Source organism: Melioribacter sp. (assembly GCF_049325435.1).
In the GTDB taxonomy this organism is placed as follows: Bacteria; Bacteroidota; Ignavibacteria; order Ignavibacteriales; family Melioribacteraceae; genus Melioribacter; species Melioribacter roseus.
Genome location: NZ_JBMOLD010000012.1, coordinates 110199 through 128478, shown reverse-complemented (window position 1 = coordinate 128478; position 18280 = coordinate 110199). Strand labels below are relative to the sequence as shown.

21 protein-coding genes are annotated in these 18280 nt (G+C 40.8%); 14 read left to right on the top strand and 7 right to left on the bottom strand.

Annotated features, from left to right (window positions below; translation table 11 throughout):
* Nucleotides 1-27: 27 nt before the first annotated feature.
* Nucleotides 28-249, bottom strand: coding sequence for an FmdB family zinc ribbon protein (locus ACOYVE_RS08655; protein WP_014856536.1), 222 nt, complete (start codon nucleotides 247-249; stop codon nucleotides 28-30).
* Nucleotides 250-377: 128 nt separating this feature from the next.
* On the opposite strand from ACOYVE_RS08655, the gene ACOYVE_RS08650 reads away from it, so the two are divergent.
* The 10 genes from ACOYVE_RS08650 to secF all read left to right on the top strand — a co-directional run bounded on the left by ACOYVE_RS08650 (nucleotide 378) and on the right by secF (nucleotide 8137).
* The gene (locus tag ACOYVE_RS08650; RefSeq protein ID WP_157867373.1) at nucleotides 378-1037 is read left to right on the top strand and encodes a hypothetical protein; all 660 of its coding nucleotides are present in this window, start codon (nucleotides 378-380) and stop codon (nucleotides 1035-1037) included.
* Nucleotides 1038-1112: 75 nt separating this feature from the next.
* Nucleotides 1113-2054, top strand: a complete 942-nt coding sequence (locus ACOYVE_RS08645) for a ribose-phosphate diphosphokinase (RefSeq protein WP_014856534.1) — start codon at nucleotides 1113-1115, stop codon at nucleotides 2052-2054.
* Nucleotides 2055-2078: 24 nt separating this feature from the next.
* Nucleotides 2079-2714, top strand: a complete 636-nt coding sequence (locus tag ACOYVE_RS08640; RefSeq protein WP_014856533.1) for a 50S ribosomal protein L25 — start codon at nucleotides 2079-2081, stop codon at nucleotides 2712-2714.
* Nucleotides 2715-2721: 7 nt separating this feature from the next.
* On the top strand, nucleotides 2722-3300 hold the full coding sequence (gene pth, locus ACOYVE_RS08635; protein ID WP_014856532.1) for an aminoacyl-tRNA hydrolase: 579 nt from the start codon (nucleotides 2722-2724) through the stop codon (nucleotides 3298-3300).
* A gap of 131 nt (nucleotides 3301-3431) precedes the next feature.
* Complete coding sequence (gene rpsF, locus ACOYVE_RS08630; RefSeq protein WP_014856531.1) at nucleotides 3432-3812, top strand: 30S ribosomal protein S6; 381 nt, start codon at nucleotides 3432-3434, stop codon at nucleotides 3810-3812.
* Between the two features lie 26 nt (nucleotides 3813-3838).
* Nucleotides 3839-4327: a single-stranded DNA-binding protein gene (locus ACOYVE_RS08625; RefSeq protein ID WP_014856530.1), complete on the top strand. Its 489-nt coding sequence runs from the start codon at nucleotides 3839-3841 to the stop codon at nucleotides 4325-4327.
* 17 nt (nucleotides 4328-4344) lie between these two features.
* Complete coding sequence (gene rpsR, locus ACOYVE_RS08620) at nucleotides 4345-4557, top strand: 30S ribosomal protein S18 (protein ID WP_014856529.1); 213 nt, start codon at nucleotides 4345-4347, stop codon at nucleotides 4555-4557.
* An 11-nt stretch (nucleotides 4558-4568) separates the two neighbouring features.
* Nucleotides 4569-5012 carry a 50S ribosomal protein L9 gene (gene rplI / locus ACOYVE_RS08615; RefSeq protein ID WP_014856528.1) on the top strand — a complete coding sequence of 148 codons (444 nt, stop codon included), beginning with the start codon at nucleotides 4569-4571 and terminating at the stop codon, nucleotides 5010-5012.
* 85 nt (nucleotides 5013-5097) lie between these two features.
* On the top strand, nucleotides 5098-6978 hold the full coding sequence (gene secD / locus ACOYVE_RS08610; protein WP_014856527.1) for a protein translocase subunit SecD: 1881 nt from the start codon (nucleotides 5098-5100) through the stop codon (nucleotides 6976-6978).
* A gap of 97 nt (nucleotides 6979-7075) precedes the next feature.
* Nucleotides 7076-8137 (top strand): protein translocase subunit SecF, encoded by a 1062-nt coding sequence (gene secF / locus ACOYVE_RS08605; protein ID WP_226990942.1) that lies wholly within the window; start codon nucleotides 7076-7078, stop codon nucleotides 8135-8137.
* A gap of 42 nt (nucleotides 8138-8179) precedes the next feature.
* On the opposite strand, the gene ACOYVE_RS08600 is transcribed toward secF, so the two are convergent.
* The 6 genes from ACOYVE_RS08600 to ACOYVE_RS08575 are packed head-to-tail and all read right to left on the bottom strand — an operon-like array spanning nucleotide 8180 to nucleotide 14399.
* Nucleotides 8180-9847, bottom strand: a complete 1668-nt coding sequence (locus tag ACOYVE_RS08600; RefSeq protein ID WP_014856525.1) for a GAF domain-containing SpoIIE family protein phosphatase — start codon at nucleotides 9845-9847, stop codon at nucleotides 8180-8182.
* Complete coding sequence (locus ACOYVE_RS08595; protein ID WP_014856524.1) at nucleotides 9847-10281, bottom strand: ATP-binding protein; 435 nt, start codon at nucleotides 10279-10281, stop codon at nucleotides 9847-9849. Before ACOYVE_RS08595 ends, ACOYVE_RS08600 begins: the two co-directional genes overlap by 1 nt.
* On the bottom strand, nucleotides 10278-10637 hold the full coding sequence (locus ACOYVE_RS08590) for an STAS domain-containing protein (RefSeq protein ID WP_014856523.1): 360 nt from the start codon (nucleotides 10635-10637) through the stop codon (nucleotides 10278-10280). Before ACOYVE_RS08590 ends, ACOYVE_RS08595 begins: the two co-directional genes overlap by 4 nt.
* Before the next feature lie 26 nt (nucleotides 10638-10663).
* A complete protein-coding gene (locus ACOYVE_RS08585) occupies nucleotides 10664-12685 on the bottom strand; it encodes a PP2C family protein-serine/threonine phosphatase (RefSeq protein WP_014856522.1) in 2022 nt (673 codons plus the stop codon).
* Entirely contained in the window at nucleotides 12682-13815 is a 1134-nt protein-coding gene (locus ACOYVE_RS08580; RefSeq protein ID WP_014856521.1) for a hypothetical protein, read from the bottom strand. The genes ACOYVE_RS08585 and ACOYVE_RS08580 overlap by 4 nt, the downstream gene beginning before the upstream one ends.
* Complete coding sequence (locus ACOYVE_RS08575) at nucleotides 13812-14399, bottom strand: RNA polymerase sigma factor (protein ID WP_014856520.1); 588 nt, start codon at nucleotides 14397-14399, stop codon at nucleotides 13812-13814. Before ACOYVE_RS08575 ends, ACOYVE_RS08580 begins: the two co-directional genes overlap by 4 nt.
* A 155-nt stretch (nucleotides 14400-14554) precedes the next feature.
* Here ACOYVE_RS08575 and ACOYVE_RS08570 point away from each other — a divergent pair, with 155 nt between their 5' ends.
* The 4 genes from ACOYVE_RS08570 to ACOYVE_RS08555 all read left to right on the top strand — a co-directional run bounded on the left by ACOYVE_RS08570 (nucleotide 14555) and on the right by ACOYVE_RS08555 (nucleotide 18276).
* On the top strand, nucleotides 14555-14896 hold the full coding sequence (locus ACOYVE_RS08570; protein WP_014856519.1) for an STAS domain-containing protein: 342 nt from the start codon (nucleotides 14555-14557) through the stop codon (nucleotides 14894-14896).
* A gap of 97 nt (nucleotides 14897-14993) precedes the next feature.
* A complete protein-coding gene (locus ACOYVE_RS08565) occupies nucleotides 14994-16262 on the top strand; it encodes an adenylosuccinate synthase (RefSeq protein WP_014856518.1) in 1269 nt (422 codons plus the stop codon).
* 27 nt (nucleotides 16263-16289) lie between these two features.
* Entirely contained in the window at nucleotides 16290-17504 is a 1215-nt protein-coding gene (locus tag ACOYVE_RS08560) for a sensor histidine kinase (RefSeq protein WP_014856517.1), read from the top strand.
* Nucleotides 17505-17787: 283 nt separating this feature from the next.
* Entirely contained in the window at nucleotides 17788-18276 is a 489-nt protein-coding gene (locus tag ACOYVE_RS08555; RefSeq protein WP_014856516.1) for a deoxycytidylate deaminase, read from the top strand.
* The last annotated feature ends 4 nt before the right edge of the window (nucleotides 18277-18280 follow it).

The following is an 18280-nucleotide window of genomic DNA, read 5'->3' as shown; positions in this document are numbered from 1 at the left end:
GCCTTTTATACAGGCAGCTCTTTGCCGTCAGTCTTTTTTCGAATTGTCTTTTCCCGAAGAATTGGATTTGACTTTATAATCCGTATGATAAAAGCCGCTTCCCTTAAAGATTGGACCAGCGCCGGCTCCGATAAGCCGTTTTACGGCGCCTCCGCACTTTGGGCATGTACTGAGAGGTTCGTCTGAAATTTTTTGAAATTCTTCAAACAAATAACCGCAGTCATTACACTTATATTCGTAAGTTGGCATATTTACTCCCGATTTGTCATAAAATCCGTGAAATTAACTTTTAAAAATAAAAACATTGCCCGATAAAAACACTATACTTATTAGATAGAATTTTTGCATATTTGATTCTGAAAAAAATTGCCGGATTTATGAAAAAAACCATTGCGCTCCTGTTTATATCACTCTTGACGACCGGGTGTCTCAATTACACCCAGGTAACTACAATTAAAACGGACGGCTCGGGTAAAATGTTCATTCATTATTGGATGAAATGGACTTCTCAAAGGGACTCGATAATCGTAGAGCAGTTGGGACTTTTCAATCCGGACTCCGTGCGCAAGGTATTTACATCGGGCTTCAATAAGTTGACCAGCGTGGTAACATATCGTAATTACAACGACAGTACAATCCACGCCCAGGTTGAATTTGAATTTACTAATCTCGATTCACTCAATGCCACGCCTGTATTCAGAGATTCAAAACTTAGCATAAAAGAAATAGACGACAATACAAAAGTATTTTCTCAGTTTATCAAACCTGTGGCTACCGGTTTCGGATTTGAAAGCGGTAATTTTTCCCTGACGTTCATCTATTACCTGCCGGGAGAAATTTTAAACCACAATGCCACCGAAATTACTCGAAATAAACTTACTTGGAGGTATACTCTCGACGAAATCGGAACCGGGAAATATATTACGGCGACTTACAGACCATTTAAATTAAAAGAAACTCCGCCCTGGATTTACTATGCAGCGCTTTTCGTTTTGCTGACTGTGATTGTTTTTCTATTTACAAAAAGAGTCCGTTAATGCCCGGTTTGACTAACCTTAAGTAATTAATTATATTTGTGGCTTGTTTTAGAAGAATAAATCGAATCTGAGAAATTGGAAAACGCACCATTAATATTTTCCGGCACATCGAATCCGGAGCTTACGCAAAAAATATGCAATTATCTTCACTTAAAGGAAGGTAAAATCGATATCCGGCGATTCAGCGACGGGGAAATCTGGGTGAAATTTCTCCAGAATATCCGCGGACAGGACGTTTATATTGTGCAATCGACGCAGCCCCCTGCCGAAAATTTAATGGAATTACTGATCATGATCGATGCCGCTAAAAGAGCGTCGGCTAAACGGGTTACTGCGGTTTTGCCCTATTTCGGTTACGCGCGGCAGGACAGAAAAGACCAGCCTCGGGTTTCAATTACGGCAAAATTGGTTGCCAACTTGATTACCGTTGCAGGCGCCGACCGCGTAATTACGATGGACCTCCATGCGGCGCAGATACAGGGCTTTTTCGATATCCCGTTCGACCACTTATATGCGTCTCCGATTTTCACTCATTTATTCAAGAATCAAATTGATGATTTAGTAGTGGTTTCGCCCGACGTTGGAGGAATTAAACTGGCAAGGTCATATGCCAACCGGTTAAACGCTGGACTAGTGGTTATCGACAAGAGAAGACCAAAACACAATGTGGTTGAAGTAATGCACCTCATTGGAGATGTGAAAGGGAAAAATGTGCTTATTGTTGACGATTTAATCGATACGGGAGGAACTTTCGTTTCGGCTGTAAAAGCGCTGAAAGACAACGGCGCTAATAATATCTACGGCGCGGTAACTCACGCACTTTTATCAGGCGAAGCCATTGCCAAAATCGAATCGTCCCCTTTGAATAAATTATACGTAACCGACAGTATTCCGCTAAAACGCGAATGCGACAAAATCGAAGTAAGAACGGCTTCGGAACTTCTTGCCGAAGCTATAATCCGGTCAAACAGAAACGAATCGATCAGTTCATTATTCGAAATAGATAAAGATAAATAAATTAGTACAAAGGAGTGATAAACGATGTCAGAACTCACAATCAAAGCAAAACGCAGAGTACTTACCACCAAAGGCGCGGTGAATAAATTACGCAAAGCAGGTAACGTACCGGGAATATTCTATGTCAGCGGTCAGGAACCGATTCCTGTCTATTTAACCGAGTCGGCGCTTAGACCGTTAGTCTACACTGCAGAAACTCACATTATCAATCTGGTTATCGATGAAGACCAGCCCCGCAAGGCAATTGTTAAAGACGTTCAATTTGACCCCGTTACCGACAAAATGATTCATTGCGACATAATGGGAATTTCTCTCGACCACGAAATTCAGGTCGAAGTACCCGTTGTTCTCGAAGGCGCTTCAATCGGCGTAAAAGAAGGCGGCATTCTCCAGCAGTTATTGCATAAACTTACTATTAAATGTCTGCCGGGAAATATCCCCGAACATATTAGCGTGGATATTACAAATCTTAAAATCGGGGAATCCGTACATGTTAAAGATATCGTCACGGATAAATACAAAATCGAACATAATGACGACGTTGTGATAGCTTCAATAGTCCATGCAAGAGTTCAGGAAGAAACGCCGGCTGAAGAGACAGAAGAAGCAATGGAACCCGAAGTGATTTCGAAAGGCAAATCAGAGGAAACTGAGGAATAGATCTCAATTGCGCGCAGTAATAGGTCTCGGCAATCCGGGTAAGGCATACGAAAATACGCGACATAATATTGGCTTTATTGTTCTTGACCGTTTTGCCAAACTGCAAAAGCTCAATTTTAATCCCGAATACAACTATTTGAAATCGGAAGGCTCAATCGGGTCTTCCGATTTTATTTTGGTAAAACCGACTACGTTTATGAACCTGAGCGGTCTCGCCGCCAAAAATCTCCTGAGCAACTACGAAATCCCGACAGAAGAAATGCTCGTTATTACGGACGATATCTATCTCGAATCCGGAAAACTGCGCATACGCCGTAGCGGCGGCGACGGCGGGCACAACGGCTTGAAATCGATAATCGAACATCTGGAAACAACTAATTTTCCCCGTTTAAGATTCGGAATCGGAGACCCGGCAGAATCGACTCTGTCAGAATATGTCCTTTCCCCGTTTTCCGAAAATGAACTGAAAATTATCGATATATCGGTCGAAAAAGCCGTTCAACTGCTCGAATATTTTGTTGCGGGAGGATACAAAGCCATGCTCGACCATTTCAGTAAAATCTCTTCCGGGGGAGATGTAAAGTAGCGCAGGGCAAAAAAATATTGCCCGGCTCAAAAAATTATTGTATTTTTGAAGCCTAATTGATTTTAATTGTTAACCCTGCTCCTTAATTAAAAGAATTAAGGGGCCATAAAAGTCCAAAGGGAGGTGAAAAGATGCGTATACGAACATACGAAAGTGTGGTTGTTCTTAATGCCGCACTAGAAGATGATCAAATCGAATCTATTTTAAAACGTATCGAAGAAATCATCACATCCAACGGTGGTGAAATACTCGATATCGACAAGTGGGGCAGAAAACGCCTCGCATATCCGATCCAAAAAGCCAAGAGCGGTTATTATGCCATTTTCCGCTTTAAAGCTCCTACTGAATTAATCAAAGAACTCGAGCGTAATTATCGCTTGGACGAAAATATTATTCGTTTCCTTACTATTTTACTCGATAAGTTTGCTCTCGAAGCAATTGCCAAGAAAAAAGAGTCTGCTGAGAACGAAAACTCCGGAGACTCCGAAACTAACAATGAAAGTAAAGAATAAAAAACAAGTTAAGTATGGAGGTTACGATGGCTGAATTAAAGATGCCGGAAATTAACAGTGTAATTGTTGCAGGAAATTTAACCAAGGATCCTGTTTTCAGACAAACATCCAACAATACACCTGTTGTTAATTTTCACATAGCTGCCAACAGAAGATACAAAGACAGCAGCAATCAATGGCAGGAAGATGTTTGTTATGTAGGTGTAGTAGCTTGGAACAAACTGGCAGACAGTTGCAGAGACAGATTGAGAAAAGGAAGCGCCGTTTTAATAGACGGCGAGTTGCAGAGCAGAACTTTCAAAACGGAAGACGGCCGCAACAGAACCATCGTCGAAATCAAAGCAAAGAGAATTCAATTTCTTAATAAATTTAACAAGGCTCAGAACAACGGCGAAGATACGTCCGACAACGACAGCATTGTTGACGACAACGACGATTCCAGCTTTGAGGACAATTCTTTCGACAAATTCTTAACCGATGAAGAATCGGATTTAATCAACGGAGAAGAAAATTAGGAGTTATTAATTAGAAAATGAAAACTACAAAAAGAGTTAAACGCGTAATTGAAGGATACATCGATTATAAAGATTCCAAACAGCTCCAGAAGTTCCTGACCGATCAGGGAAAGATTATACCCCGCCGTATTACAGGTCTCAGTGCAAAGCAACACAGAGAATTGGTCAGAGCTATCAAAAGAGCGCGACACTTGGCTATTTTACCATTTGTATCCGAAGCTGTTAAGTAAAGGAGATAATGATGAAAGTAATACTTAGAAAAAATTTCAGTCAGTTGGGTAACGTGGGCGACGTTGTTAATGTAAAAGACGGATACGCCCGCAACTATCTGATTCCTCGTCAGATTGCATATCAAGCAACCAAAGGCAATATCCGAGCGCTCGAAGAAGAGAAAAAACAAATTCTCAAAAAAGAAGCGAAGGAATTGGAAAGCGCCCAGGCGCTGGCTGCCGAATTGGAAAAAGTATCCATTTCAATCCCTGTAAAAGTCGGAGAAGAAGAAAAAATATTCGGCTCGGTAACAACGCAAATGATTGCTGACGCTCTTAAAGAAAAGGGCTTCGACCTAGATAAACGCAAAATCGAAATTACCGAACCGATTAAAGCTTTGGGCATTTACAGCGTTTCCATTAAACTGCATCCCAGCGTTACCGCAACAGTAAAAACCTGGGTAGTAAGAGAATAGTTTTTGAAAGCCGGCGTTTTTAGCCGGCTTTCTACATTTTGTTCGTTAACTAAAATTAATTCATCAACTAATTTAAGATCTCGTGATGAAAGAAATAAGATTTAGACTGTTCCTAGTAATCGGCGCTTTTGCTCTTTCGCTCTATCTCCTCTACCCTACTTACCAGGATTATAAAAACAACGTCGACGTTTCCGAAACACTGGTTCATCTGGAAGATAGCCTTAAAGAGAGCAGCCCGAATTTAACTCCAACTGAAATAAGAGAATTAATTACTGCTAAAAAAGACAGTATTCTGGCAAATACTCCCGAATATCGTTCCGCTCGTGAAAAAAGAATTAAATTGGGTCTCGACCTTCAGGGCGGTATGTATCTCGTTATGGAAGTGAACACCGCCAAATTGCTCGAAAGGCTTGCAAAAGATCCCGACGAACAATTCTTTGAAATTCTCAAGCAAGCCGAAGCCGAATCTCAACTTTCCGATGAAAATGTAGTGACGATTCTGGCAAGGTTAATGCAAGAAAAGAATATTCGTCTGAGCCGCTATTTCGGTTCTATACGCGAAGACGATGCACAAATCATTGCCCGACTCCAGGAACAGGAATCCGACGCAGTTACCCGAGCCATTGAAATTATTCGCAACAGAGTCGATCAGTACGGTGTATCGGAACCAAACATTCAAAAACAGGGCTCCAGAAGGATAGTAATTGAATTGCCGGGAGTCGCAAGGGAAGAAGAAGCAAAGAGACTATTGCAAGGCAGAGCTTTGCTCGAATTCAAACTCGTAAAAGATGCTGACTTTGCTATTCCTATAATGAACAGAATCGACGAAGTGCTCGCAAAATCGATAGGTATTGATTCTGCGCAAGTTGCAGATACGACCCAACAGTTAACCGAAGAAGAATTTGCAAAACAGCACCCCTTCTTTGCAATCGCCCGATTGGCTGATCCTCAGGGAAGGATACCCGACGCATACGTAAAAGAAAGCGATAAACCGAAATTAAATGCGTATCTGCAACGCGAAGAAGTTAAAAAAGTAATGCCCGACAATGTAGAATTCCTCTTCGACGCCAAACCGATAGTAGGCGACGACGGGGAAAAATATTATCGCATGTATATGGTAAACAAAACTCCCGAATTGACGGGTGGAGTTATAGTAGACGCTCAGGCAAATATCGATCCGACTACTTCCGCTCCGGTTGTTTCGATGCAAATGAACGCCGAAGGAGCCCGCGAGTGGGCAAGAATTACCGGTTCGAATATCGGCAAAAGGTGCGCGATCGTATTGGACGGAGTGGTCTATTCGGCTCCGGTCATCCAGAGCAAAATCCCTTCGGGTAATTCTCAAATCAGCGGCATCCCGAATCTGGACGAAGCTAAATTGCTCGAAATCGTATTGAAAGCAGGCGCATTGCCGGCGCCGGTGGAAATAATCGAGCAAAGAACCGTTGGACCGTCTTTGGGTCAGGACTCAATTCGCCAGGGTTTCAATTCATTATGGTTAGGTTATACGCTCGTTGCAATTTTTATGATATTCTATTACAGAAGAGCCGGTACGCTGGCTGATATCGGATTGATTGTAACCGTACTGTTGATACTCGGCGTTTTGGCAGGCTTCCAGGCAACGCTCACTTTGCCGGGTATTGCAGGTATAGTTTTAACGATGGGTATGGCGGTAGACGCAAATGTGATTATCTACGAGAGAATCCGGGAAGAATTGAACACGGGCAAAACCGCTCGAGCCGCGGTTGACGCTGGCTACAGAAATTCATTCTCGGCTATTATCGACTCGAATATCACTACCTTCTTTACCGGCATAATCCTCTACCAATTCGGTAGCGGACCCATTCAAGGTTTTGCGCTTACGTTAATGATAGGTATTCTGACTAGCTTGTTCTCAGCGTTGATTGTTGTGCGTATGATGTTCGATTACATGTTAAACAAAGGACAAAAAATCAATATTGGTTAATTGAGGAGAGGTCAAATAGATGCGACTATTCGAGAATTTAAATATCAACTTCATGTCAAAACGGACAACGTTTTATATCGTGTCTTCGGTAATATTATTGTTCGGATTAATCAGTATTCTTGTAAGAGGATTACAATTTGGCATTGATTTCAAAGGCGGTACAGAAGTAGCGCTGGAATTCAGCAATCCGATAGACATTGCCGAAGTTAGAAATGCAGTAGAAAATATCGGTTTAGGCAACGTTGAAGTAAAAACATTCGGCGGTTCTCTTGGAATATTATTAAGGACCGAATTGCAACAATTACCGCCCGAAGTAATTCCAACTGTTAAAGATAAAATCGAATCTCTAATTCAAAAAGCGGCGCCGGGCGTTGAGATTAAATTGATTGATTCCACTCACACGGCATTGACTTATGATTTCCCCGATGCTCAATCCGCAAACCTGATTTATGATAAGCTTTTTGAAGCCGGCTTCCAAACGGCAAAAGCTTCTGTAGAACCGGAAAACACTGCCGTTGTTGTCCGACTCGGCATTGCCGATTGGATAAAAGAAAATCTTTCGGAACATTTTGCCGACAACCCGTTCAGTGTATTGAAAGAAGACAAGGTTGGACCCAAAATCGGTCAGGAACTAAAAACCGACGCTATTATAGCGGTGATGCTGTCGCTGGTTGTTATTCTGATTTATCTGGGTTTCCGTTTTAAATTTGTATTTGCGCTCGGAGCAGTTATTGCATTGTTCCACGACGTTCTGATAACATTAGGATTGTTTGCGGCACTATATGGGATCTTACCCGGTATAAATCTAGAAATTACGATCAGCGTTGTTGCCGCATTCCTTACGCTGGTCGGTTATTCGATAAACGATACCGTGATCGTATTCGACAGGGTCAGGGAGGAAATAAAAATACATAAATCGCTCCCTATTATCGATAATATAAACAGAGCAATAAATAAAACGTTGAGCCGTACGTTGATAACCGTGTTTACTACTTTATTAACAACTTTAGTTCTCTTGATCTTTGGCGGAGAAGTGTTGAGAGGATTCGCCTTTGCATTGTTAATAGGTATGATTACGGGTACTTACTCGTCGATTTTTATAGCAAGCGCATTTGTGCTTGAAGCTGTAAACCGGTCAGATAAAAAAATTGAATTCTAACGATGGTAGGTATTCAATAAGCCGCTCATTCGGGCGGCTTTTTTATTTCGTCACTCTGGCAACAATATAAGTTAAGTCGTCGCTCTGCTCGGCGCCTTTAACGTGCTCGTCGATACTTTTTTTAATAATCTTCATTGCCTCGTAAGGCGATTCTTCCTTCATACGGCAAACGAGCTCTTCGAATTTTTCATCCGTAAATTCTTTATTATTCTTATCCATCGCCTCCGTTATTCCGTCCGTGTACAAAATTAGGTAATCTCCCTTTTGAAGTTTAACCGTCTCCGATTCGTAAGGTATTGTAGTAGGCAGGAATCCGATAATCATGCCCCCTTTTTTTAATTTGGTTATCTTTCCATTGCGAATTAAAAACGGCGGATTATGCCCGGCATTGACATAAGTTAATTCTTTCGATTCGGTATTAAACACCGACCAGAAGAAAGTAACGTAATTCCCCATAGTAGTATTTTCCGCAATCAGGTCGTTGATTAAATTAGTCGCTTTATCGAGAGGCAATTTCATTTTGCAAATTGTTTTGAGGAACGCTTGAAGATTCGCCATCAACAGCGATGCGGGGACTCCTTTGCCCGATACGTCGGCAATTGCAATCAACACATTATCCTCATCGAGTTGAATTACATCGTAATAATCTCCTCCTACAATTTTTGCCGATTCGTTATAAGCGGCAATTTCAATTGTATCGAATTTTGGAATCGATTTGGGCAACAGATTTTTTTGAATCGTTCTTGCGGTCTCCAGGTCTTTTTCCATTCTTTGCTTTTCGAGCGCCGTTTCGAACAGCAAAGCGTTTTCAATCGATATTATGGCAATGCTTCCCAGCGAAGAAATGAATTCTATATCCGTCTGCTCATATTTTTTTCGATTCTTCCTCTCCCCCAGCATAATCAGACCTTTGGTTTCGCCTTTTATTTGCATTGGCACTATCAGTTCTACGCCCAACTCGGTCAGAAGCATCAACTCTTCCGTAAATTGCCTTTTGGTAATAACCGTGTTTATTTTGCGGGCATCGCATTTGTCGAGAAATAAAGCAATTTTGTTTCGATCGTATTTTGTTTCGAGTATCCTGTGTTTTTCCCCGCTGCAAATTACTATCGCAAATTCCGAAACGGTCATTTGACCGATTAACGAAAATGCCAGCAGCTTGCCGATAGTTTCGATTTTCAGGAGTCCGCTGAATTCTTTGCTCAGGTCGAAGAGCGAACTCAATTGATTGACCTTCGAATCGAGTTCTCTGTTGACTCTTTTCAATTCTTCTACAGTCAAAGAATTTTCGATTGCGGTTGCTCCGATATTTATAATAGTGCTTAAAAATTCCAAATCAGTTTTATCGTACTCTTTGCCGGTTAATTTTCTACCCAGAAAAATTACTCCTATTGCGCCCGTCGTTGAATTGATTTCTTTTCGGATAGAGAATTGACAATCTTGAATAAAATTATCGAGCGCTTCGTCGTTTGTATATAAATCTTCCGGAATTTCGGGAGCGTTTAGAAAACCCTTTGAAATATTTATATTAGGCTTCCCTGCCCTGTCGAACAGTACAATCAAGCCTTTGGTAGTATGGAATTTTCCCATACATGTCAAAAGAATATTATTCAGGATAAAATTGATATCGAGGCTGGAATTAATAAGGTTGCTGAAATCGACCAAAGCCGAAAGATTTCTCAACAACCCGATATTATCGGTCTTGTCCATTAGGCGTTCTTAAGATATTTGACTAATGTTACCCGATTCTTGTTTTTGTTTTCAATGGAATAGTTTACTTCGTCCATCAATTTTCTCATCAGGTAGATCCCGAGCCCGCCTACTTTTTTCTGTTTATAAAATTCCTGAACGTCCGGAATCGGAATCTGTTTCGGATCGAAACCCTTGCCTTCGTCCGTGATAGCGATAGTAAATTTATCGTCCTTAAATTTCACATCGATATCGATAATACCGTCCGGCGAAAATCCGTAAGCATGTTTTATAATATTGGTGCATGCCTCGTCGACTGCGAGGATAATCTGTTCGATATCGTCTTCGCCAAATCCGCATTCCAAGGCGGTATCTTTCACAAATTTTCTGACATTTGCCAGATTTTCCGTGCCGCTGTTTATTTTAAGTTGTTTATGCAATCTGTTGTTTTTCAAGATTTACCCGGCTCGTTAAACTTTTGGATAGCTTCGTTTTCGTCTTTATAGAATTCGTAAAGGAGGGGAAAACCGAGCAGATCGAAAATATTGTATACGTTTTCCTTAAGATTGGCAAATTTAATATCGCCGTTGTTTTCTCTCATAGTTTCGACATAAGCCATAAAAACGCCGAGTCCCGCGCTGCTGATATAATTGAGTTGATTGAAATTTACGACGATTTTGAATTTATTTTCCCGAATCAATTTATTGAATATATTTTCAAGTTCCGGGGCGGTATGAGCGTCCAGATACCCTTTTAATTCAACAATACTAACGGAACCGGCGTCCCTCAAGCCGACATTAAAATCTGCCATTTATCATTCTCCGTTTTAATAATTTTTTATGAACTCCATCTGATGATTACAAGAGTTATATCATCGTGTTGTGTGTGGTCTTTCGAAAACAATGTAATTTCCTTAACAATTTCGTTTGCAATTCCGTCGAGATTTTTTTTGCAATTCGAAGAAATAATATTTTCAAAACGGTCGTAGCCGAAATCTTCGTTCATTGAATTTTTAGCTTCCGGAATTCCATCTGAATAAATTACAAAAACGTCGCCATCTTTCAAATTAATTTCCAACTCTTCGAGAGAATTTTCAAATTTTGCGGAGTAGTCGAGCCCCAGCCCAATCCCTTTCGGCAGGAGTCTGGATATTTTTCCTGCGCTGCAATAAATAATCGGCGTGTGCCCTGCCCTTGCTATTTTCATAATTCCGTTCTTATAATCGAGTATTCCGTAAACGGCGGTAACAAAGTTTTTTTTGTCGAGACTGTCTTTGAGAATTTCATTTGCTTTTATCAGAAGCTCGGTAGGCGAATTTACGATTTTAGCAAGCGATTCGAAAATACCTTTCAATTCAGCCATTATAAACGCCGCGGAGATTCCTTTACCTGATACGTCGGCGACAATAAATCCGAGCCGGTTGTCTGAAAGTTCGAAGAAATCGTAATAATCGCCTCCCACTTCGAACGCCGGAATAAAGAGCGCGGAAAGCTCGTAATTATCGGAAACCGGAAAATTCACCGGCAAAATTTTCCGTTGAACGTCTCTTGCAACATCGAGCTCTTTCTCAAGACGTTCTTTTTCGATCGATTCGGCTATCAGCTTTGCATTTTCAAGCGCGACAGAAGCGTAATCGGCATATGTTTGCAGCGTGTTTTTTTCGTCTTTGTCAAAGTCAACTTCGCTTAATCTCGCTGTAAATAAATAACCGCTCAATTTATTGTGAACGTTTAACGGCGCAACCGCCACCGTACGGAAGTTGAATCGCTCGTCTATTTCATCCGCAGTGGTAATCGAATAAACTCCTTTAACCGAATCCTTAAGGAACAATTCGGCGGCCAGCCTAGCTTCCACATAACCGATGTTATTGACGGCAGTTACCTCTATTCCGTCTTCGCTTATCGTAACCAACCAGGCGGCGTTGGAATTGCAAATCTTCGTAGTAAAATTAATGATGGAGTCGGCGAGTTCCTTGAAATCAAAAACCTGAGTTATCAGTTTAGTTAGATCCATCAACGAAGAGATTTCTTCGGAACGGCGGTCGAATGCCTCGGCTGTCGGAAGATGAAACAACGTAGTGAAAAATATAACTCCGAAATAAATCATGCCGTATATCATAACCAGACTGAAAACGGTATAAAGCCCTACCGACAGTTTGAATAAAATCATTTTTATTACATTGCTTTCATTCAAAAGCCCGAAATTAAAGCCGAACAAAATCGAAAGTATGATTGAGATCAGGAGCAAATAAAGTTTCTGTTTTTTTGTAAGGAAGGCAATCCAGGATACTTTAAGAGAGTTCAAAGAAATTAATACGATTGTAACTATAAAGAATGCGTCGTGTATAAAGTCCAACGACGAACTGAAGTTTGCAAACTCCGAGAAGAAAGTCATCACGAAAAAGAATAACATCGTGTTGAAATAGAGAGATTGATCTTTCTTCTGTCGCAAGTAATAGAGCGTTCGGAAAGTCGAAAAGATATATGCAAGGACGATTATAAAAATGTAATTCAGAACGGTCGTAAAAAGAGTGTTAACGGCGCCGGTATCGGATTTAATCGAGTTGCCGTCGCCGATAGCCGAATTCGCCAATGAAATTACGAAAAAGACCAAAGCGCCCAGTATTCCCGCGTTCAAAACCAGAGAGAGCGGAGCGTCTTTTCTTAATTCGGTATACGGAGAAATGTAATTATAGATAAAGAAAATCGTGAGGAATACCAGGACTTCGTTAACCAAAGAGACAATAGGATTGGAATGGATCGGAAATATAAAATTATAAATTAAAAGAAGAACCGACACAACTGCGGCATTTTCGAGACTACGGCTTCTTGTAAATTTAATTACGTTCTTAAGATTCATGGATTCACTTTTTTCTGTTTGGAAACCGAATCGGCATAACTGCGCGCCATCGAGTCGATTTTTCTTCCGAATTCTTCCCAGTCGACTTCGCCTTTTTCTCCAACGGCTTTTAATGTCGCTTTAATAATTTCCGAAGGGTCGATATTATGTTGGTCGTACTTAAATTTTTTCTCTACTGAAATTTCCGCTTCGAGTAATTTTGGAAGATCAATTTGAATTCGTTGCAATTCTTTATTAAGGTTATCCAGTTTGACTCTGAATTCTTTTGTTCCCTCGTAGTAATCGTCCGAATACGGTATGCTTACCTTAAAATTACTGGAGTCGAATTTGATATTGAATACGGAATGATCTTTCAATAATTCGAATTTGATATTACCTGCGGCGGGTATCCCTTTAGTTCCTGTATGCATAAACTGATTGTCCAAAGCCTGAGTATCGATATTTCCTTTAGCGAAAAAGACCGTATCGGGAGTTATAAACAGAAATCTGTCGTCTCTTACTTTTCGCGTAGTTTTCACAAAGTCGATGAATTCCCACTCATGCGGTATGTTCCTGTTCTTTGCAAGCAATATATCGATTTTGCTCTTATTGATTCTCCTGGCAAAATTGATCAGATCAGCCAGCAGCGTTTTCTGTAAGTCAGCCAATCTCGAATTAAATGCCAGGGTCTGATTGTCGCCCGTAAGAATCGAATAGTAAATTTGTTTTTTATAAAATTCGAGCAACGAATCGACCTGACGTCGCTGAGCAGCATTTAACTGCAGATAGTCGACAAACTGCTTATAATGGTTTTGATCAGCTTCGGCCGGTAAAGTTTTAATTTCATATACTACATCGCGCTTGGCGGTATCGTCGGATATTAAGACGACTTCGTTATTAACTTTATCAATCGGGAGGTATTTATAGAGAGCGAAGTTGAAAATGTCCTCGTTGCTGATCTGGGTTTTGTAGAAGAGCGGCTTGAGACTTCCAGCATAAAAAGAAATTATATCGTTTTGTCTTTCTTCGATAAACACGTCTATATTTTCCTTGTTGAATTTGAAGACCAGCATAAGAACAATTGTAAGTAAAATTATAGGCAAAACGGGCAGGAATTTTTTAATATTTTCTATCAGACGTTCGTTCATCATCCGTTCATTTCTTTATAATATGGTTCGAGAATAACTTTCAGCGCTTCGCGCGCTCTGAATATTCTCGATTTAATTGTACCGACTTCCGTATTAAGTTGTTCGGCAATTTCCTTATAAGTGAATCCGTCGATATCTCTCAGAATAAGCGGAACCTTCAAGTTTTCGGGCAAGCGTTCGATCGCTTTTCTGACGATCTTCTGTAAATCGATATTTTCGGAAAAAGATTTAACGCCGTACTGACGGTCGGTATCTCCAAGGGGCGAAAAAATACTGCGCACTTTTTTCTTCCTCAGATAGTCGCGACATTTGTTGACGGTTATTCTATATATCCAGGTTGTAAATTTCGATTCGAACCGGAAATCTTTTAATTTATTATAAACGCTTATAAAAACGTCCTGGGAAATATCGTCAACAAAGTCATTGTCGCCCAGAGTAAGGAACACTAAATTTCTAACTTTGTCTTTATGCTTAAGAACAAGAATTCTGAACACCGATTCGTCGCCTTCAATAAACTTTTCTATTAGCTCAAAGTCTTCATCGCGCAGATTGTCATTCTTTTCTTCATTATTATTAAGCAAAGTCATAGTTTTAGACGTTCAAAAAAAATTAATGTTCCTCTTGAGGAAATATTTCTTTATTTTTACAATAGTATTCAATAATTTAGTTACTAATATAATTATTAATAGTGAATAAACTGCAAGCCGAAGAACAAAGGCAGCGAAAAATTTAAGGAGAACCCATGAAAATCAAAACATATGAAAAATACGGCGCTGTAGTAATCGAGTTAAAAGGCAACGTTATGGGCGGTCCTGAAGCCCAGGAATTCAGCGACTTGTTGCACAAACTCCTTGAGGAAGGCAAGAAAAATGTAGTTGTCGACCTTTCGGGTTGTAAATTTATGAACAGTTCCGGACTCGGTATGCTAATCAGCGGATACACTACGATGAAAAACGGCGGCGGCAATTTTAAACTTGCCAACGCTACAGATAAAATCGAAAGTCTGCTGGTAATCACCAAATTGATTACAATATTCGAGCATTATCCATCGGTAGAAGAAGCCGTAAAAAGTTTTTCCGAATAATAATTTTCTTATACAGTCTTTATTTTTTACTCCCCGGGGTAGGGGAAAGAAAATATTTTGTGGTTTACCCACCTTTTTATAATTAACGGAGATTGGGATGAGCGTTACCGTAATAGTTGGTAGCCAATGGGGTGACGAAGGCAAAGGTAAAATAGTCGATATACTCTCCGAGCAGTTCGACATTGTAGCCCGCTATCAGGGCGGCGCAAATGCGGGACATACTGTTCAGGTTGGCGAGAAACAGTATATCCTCCATTTGATTCCCTCCGGCATATTGAGGGAAAATATTATTTGCGTGATTGGAAACGGCGTGGTTATCGACCCTAAAGCTTTGCTCGAAGAGATAAATTTGCTCGAAAATATGGGAATCAATATTAAAGGCAGATTGTTTATCAGTCACAACGCTCATCTGATTATGCCATACCACAAGCTTCTCGATTCCCTCAGCGAGAGCGGCTCCTCAAAAATCGGTACCACCGGCAGAGGTATCGGTCCATGTTATATCGATAAATATGCGCGCAAAGGCATCAAAATAGTCGACTTGCTCGACAAGAAAGCGCTCGAAGAAAAAATAAAATTGAACCTCGCAGAAAAAAACACTATTATTCGGAAAATATATAACCGCGAAGAACTCGACGTCGACGAAATCATTAAAGAATATACCGAGTTCGACCGGATAATCGACCAATATATAACAGACACGTCCGCGCTCTTAAACAATGCGATTAACGAAGGCAAATCAGTATTACTCGAAGGAGCTCAGGGAACGCTGCTCGACGTCGATTTCGGCACCTATCCTTATGTAACTTCATCCAATCCGACATCCGGCGGAGCGGCAACGGGCACGGGAATTCCTCCTACCAAAATCGATTCTGTAATCGGCATCGTTAAAGCATATACCACTCGCGTTGGATTGGGACCGTTTCCGACCGAATTAGATGGAACTCAGGCTGACGAATTGAGAAAAGCCGGAGTCGAATTCGGAGCGACTACCGGAAGACCCCGTCGCTGCGGCTGGTACGACGCTTTTCTGGTCAACTATTCCAGAATGATAAACGGCATCGAAAGAGCCGCTATCACCAAGCTCGACGTGCTTAGCTATCTCGACGAAATTAAAGTTTGCGTGGGTTACGAGATAAACGGAAAGAAGCTTAAATCGTATCCGACGGATGTTAACAGGCTCGAAAGCGTAACGCCGGTCTATGAAACTCTCAAAGGATGGAAGAAGGATATTTCCAAAGTCCGGTATTACGACGATCTTCCCTCCGAAGCGAAAGAGTATTTAACGTTTATTTCGCAACAGAGCGGATTCGAAATCAAAATGATTTCCGTCGGACCGGCGCGTAGCCAAACCATTGAATTATAATTTCTCTTCCAATTACGGAAGAACTTTATGAATAAATTTGGAAATTCCACTACCGTAAAAATAAAGTTTGCTCTCCTCTTTATCGGCTCTTTAATTGCGCTCGGCACATGGTATTATACACAGCATCTGGTCAATAAATTACAGGAACGCGAGAAAGAGATAATTCAGTTATATGCGAACAGCCTCGAATATATCGCCCGACCGGACGAATCCGGAAGCGACATCACGTTTATATTCCAGAATTTGATACAAAGAATCGATTTTCCTCTGATTCTAACGGACGCCAATGGGAAGATCGTTTCCACTGAAGCCGGCATCGGATACAAAAACATCTACTTCGAACCCGATATTCCGAAAGAAAAATTGCTCGAACTCCTCTCTGAAAAATTAAAAGAACTCGAAAGCGAACACCCTCCTATCGAAATAAAAGCCCCCGACGGCACCGTCATTCAGTTGATCTATTACGGAGATTCGGACGTTGTTCGTAAATTGCGTTTCTACCCGTATCTTCAAATTCTCTTTGCCCTCGTCTTTATACTGATTGCTTACACCGGATTCAACTTCATACGCAAGAACGAACAGAGCAGCATTTGGGTGGGCATGTCGAAAGAAACTGCGCATCAACTCGGAACCCCGATTTCAAGCCTTATGGGTTGGAATGAGATTCTCAGAATCAATTACGACAATCCCGATAAAGTTCTCGACATAGCCGACGAAATTTCGAACGACCTCGAACGCCTTAACAAAATTACAATGCGTTTTTCGAAAATCGGCTCCAAACCCGAGTTAAAAGTTGAATCGCCTTACGAAATAATTGAAAGTGTAATTCGTTATTTCGAAAGACGCCTTCCTCAAATCGGGAAAAATATAAATTTATCGGTAAAGGGCGACCCATCCTTAAAAGCTCTCCTCAATAAAGAATTATTCGAATGGGTAATCGAAAATTTGATAAAAAACGCGCTCGACGCCATTGAAAGCCAAAACGGAATTATCGAATTCAATATCAAACAAAAAAACGGTTCCCTGATTATCGATATTAAAGACAGCGGCAAAGGCATTGAACCCGGCAACAAAAAAGAAGTCTTCAAACCGGGATATTCTACCAAAAAAAGAGGATGGGGCTTGGGATTGAGTCTTTCGAAGAGAATTATCGAAAATTATCACGACGGTAAGATATTCGTCAAAGAGTCGGTTATAAACAAAGGCACAACCTTCAGAATAATTCTAAAAAGAACTATTTAATCTTTTTTTATCATATATTATAGCGCTTTCATTCCTAAGAAAAAATATTACGACTTTTTATAACTTTTGAAAAATATTCGGACTAAGAATAGGATTTTACACTTTAGCGTGACCTTTCATTTGGCACGCTCATTGATGTATATTAAGCAAGTACACATAACTTACACAACCCTCCTAAAAACTAACCTCGCTGCTATGGTGTCGCCCTCCACCATAGCAGTGTTTTTTTTAAACAGAATTTGGTTAAATTTGTCATTTCATTATTCATCTTACGGAATTAAATATGGGCAGCAATCACGGAAGGCGTCCTTCGTGGGACGAATACTTTTTGAAAGTTGCAATGCTTGTTTCGGAAAGGGCCACCTGCCCGAGAATGCATTGCGGGTGCGTGTTGGTTAAAGACAAACAAATTTTATCGACGGGATACAACGGCTCAATCCCCGGCGACGACCATTGCGAAGACGTCGGTTGTATGGTTATCGACAATCACTGCGTAAGAACCATTCACGCCGAAATGAACGCTCTTTTGCAGTGCTCTTCTCACGGTATAAGCACGCAGGGCGCTACCGCTTATGTAACGAATATGCCGTGCACTAATTGCGCCAAAGCGCTAATTACGGCGGGAATAAAAGAAGTTGTAATTTTCTCGGATTATCACGATACTCTTGCAGAGGAATTTTTCAGACGCGCGAAAGTCGAATTGAAAAGATTGCCGATGCCCGAAAAAATTATTAAATACGACATCGAAAATTATACTTCCGTTAAAAAATAAAAAG

Coding starts and splice junctions, on each gene's coding strand:
- ACOYVE_RS08655 (WP_014856536.1), bottom strand. CDS start 249: ATGCCAACTTACGAATATAAGTGTAATGACTGCGGTTATTTGTTTGAA.
- ACOYVE_RS08585 (WP_014856522.1), bottom strand. CDS start 12,685: ATGAATCTTAAGAACGTAATTAAATTTACAAGAAGCCGTAGTCTCGAA.
- secD (WP_014856527.1), top strand. CDS start 5,098: ATGAAAGAAATAAGATTTAGACTGTTCCTAGTAATCGGCGCTTTTGCT.
- rpsF (WP_014856531.1), top strand. CDS start 3,432: ATGCGTATACGAACATACGAAAGTGTGGTTGTTCTTAATGCCGCACTA.
- ACOYVE_RS08575 (WP_014856520.1), bottom strand. CDS start 14,399: ATGACTTTGCTTAATAATAATGAAGAAAAGAATGACAATCTGCGCGAT.
- ACOYVE_RS08625 (WP_014856530.1), top strand. CDS start 3,839: ATGGCTGAATTAAAGATGCCGGAAATTAACAGTGTAATTGTTGCAGGA.
- ACOYVE_RS08570 (WP_014856519.1), top strand. CDS start 14,555: ATGAAAATCAAAACATATGAAAAATACGGCGCTGTAGTAATCGAGTTA.
- ACOYVE_RS08640 (WP_014856533.1), top strand. CDS start 2,079: ATGTCAGAACTCACAATCAAAGCAAAACGCAGAGTACTTACCACCAAA.
- ACOYVE_RS08580 (WP_014856521.1), bottom strand. CDS start 13,815: ATGATGAACGAACGTCTGATAGAAAATATTAAAAAATTCCTGCCCGTT.
- ACOYVE_RS08600 (WP_014856525.1), bottom strand. CDS start 9,847: ATGGACAAGACCGATAATATCGGGTTGTTGAGAAATCTTTCGGCTTTG.
- ACOYVE_RS08555 (WP_014856516.1), top strand. CDS start 17,788: ATGGGCAGCAATCACGGAAGGCGTCCTTCGTGGGACGAATACTTTTTG.
- ACOYVE_RS08650 (WP_157867373.1), top strand. CDS start 378: ATGAAAAAAACCATTGCGCTCCTGTTTATATCACTCTTGACGACCGGG.
- ACOYVE_RS08590 (WP_014856523.1), bottom strand. CDS start 10,637: ATGGCAGATTTTAATGTCGGCTTGAGGGACGCCGGTTCCGTTAGTATT.
- rplI (WP_014856528.1), top strand. CDS start 4,569: ATGAAAGTAATACTTAGAAAAAATTTCAGTCAGTTGGGTAACGTGGGC.
- ACOYVE_RS08560 (WP_014856517.1), top strand. CDS start 16,290: ATGAATAAATTTGGAAATTCCACTACCGTAAAAATAAAGTTTGCTCTC.
- rpsR (WP_014856529.1), top strand. CDS start 4,345: ATGAAAACTACAAAAAGAGTTAAACGCGTAATTGAAGGATACATCGAT.
- ACOYVE_RS08565 (WP_014856518.1), top strand. CDS start 14,994: ATGAGCGTTACCGTAATAGTTGGTAGCCAATGGGGTGACGAAGGCAAA.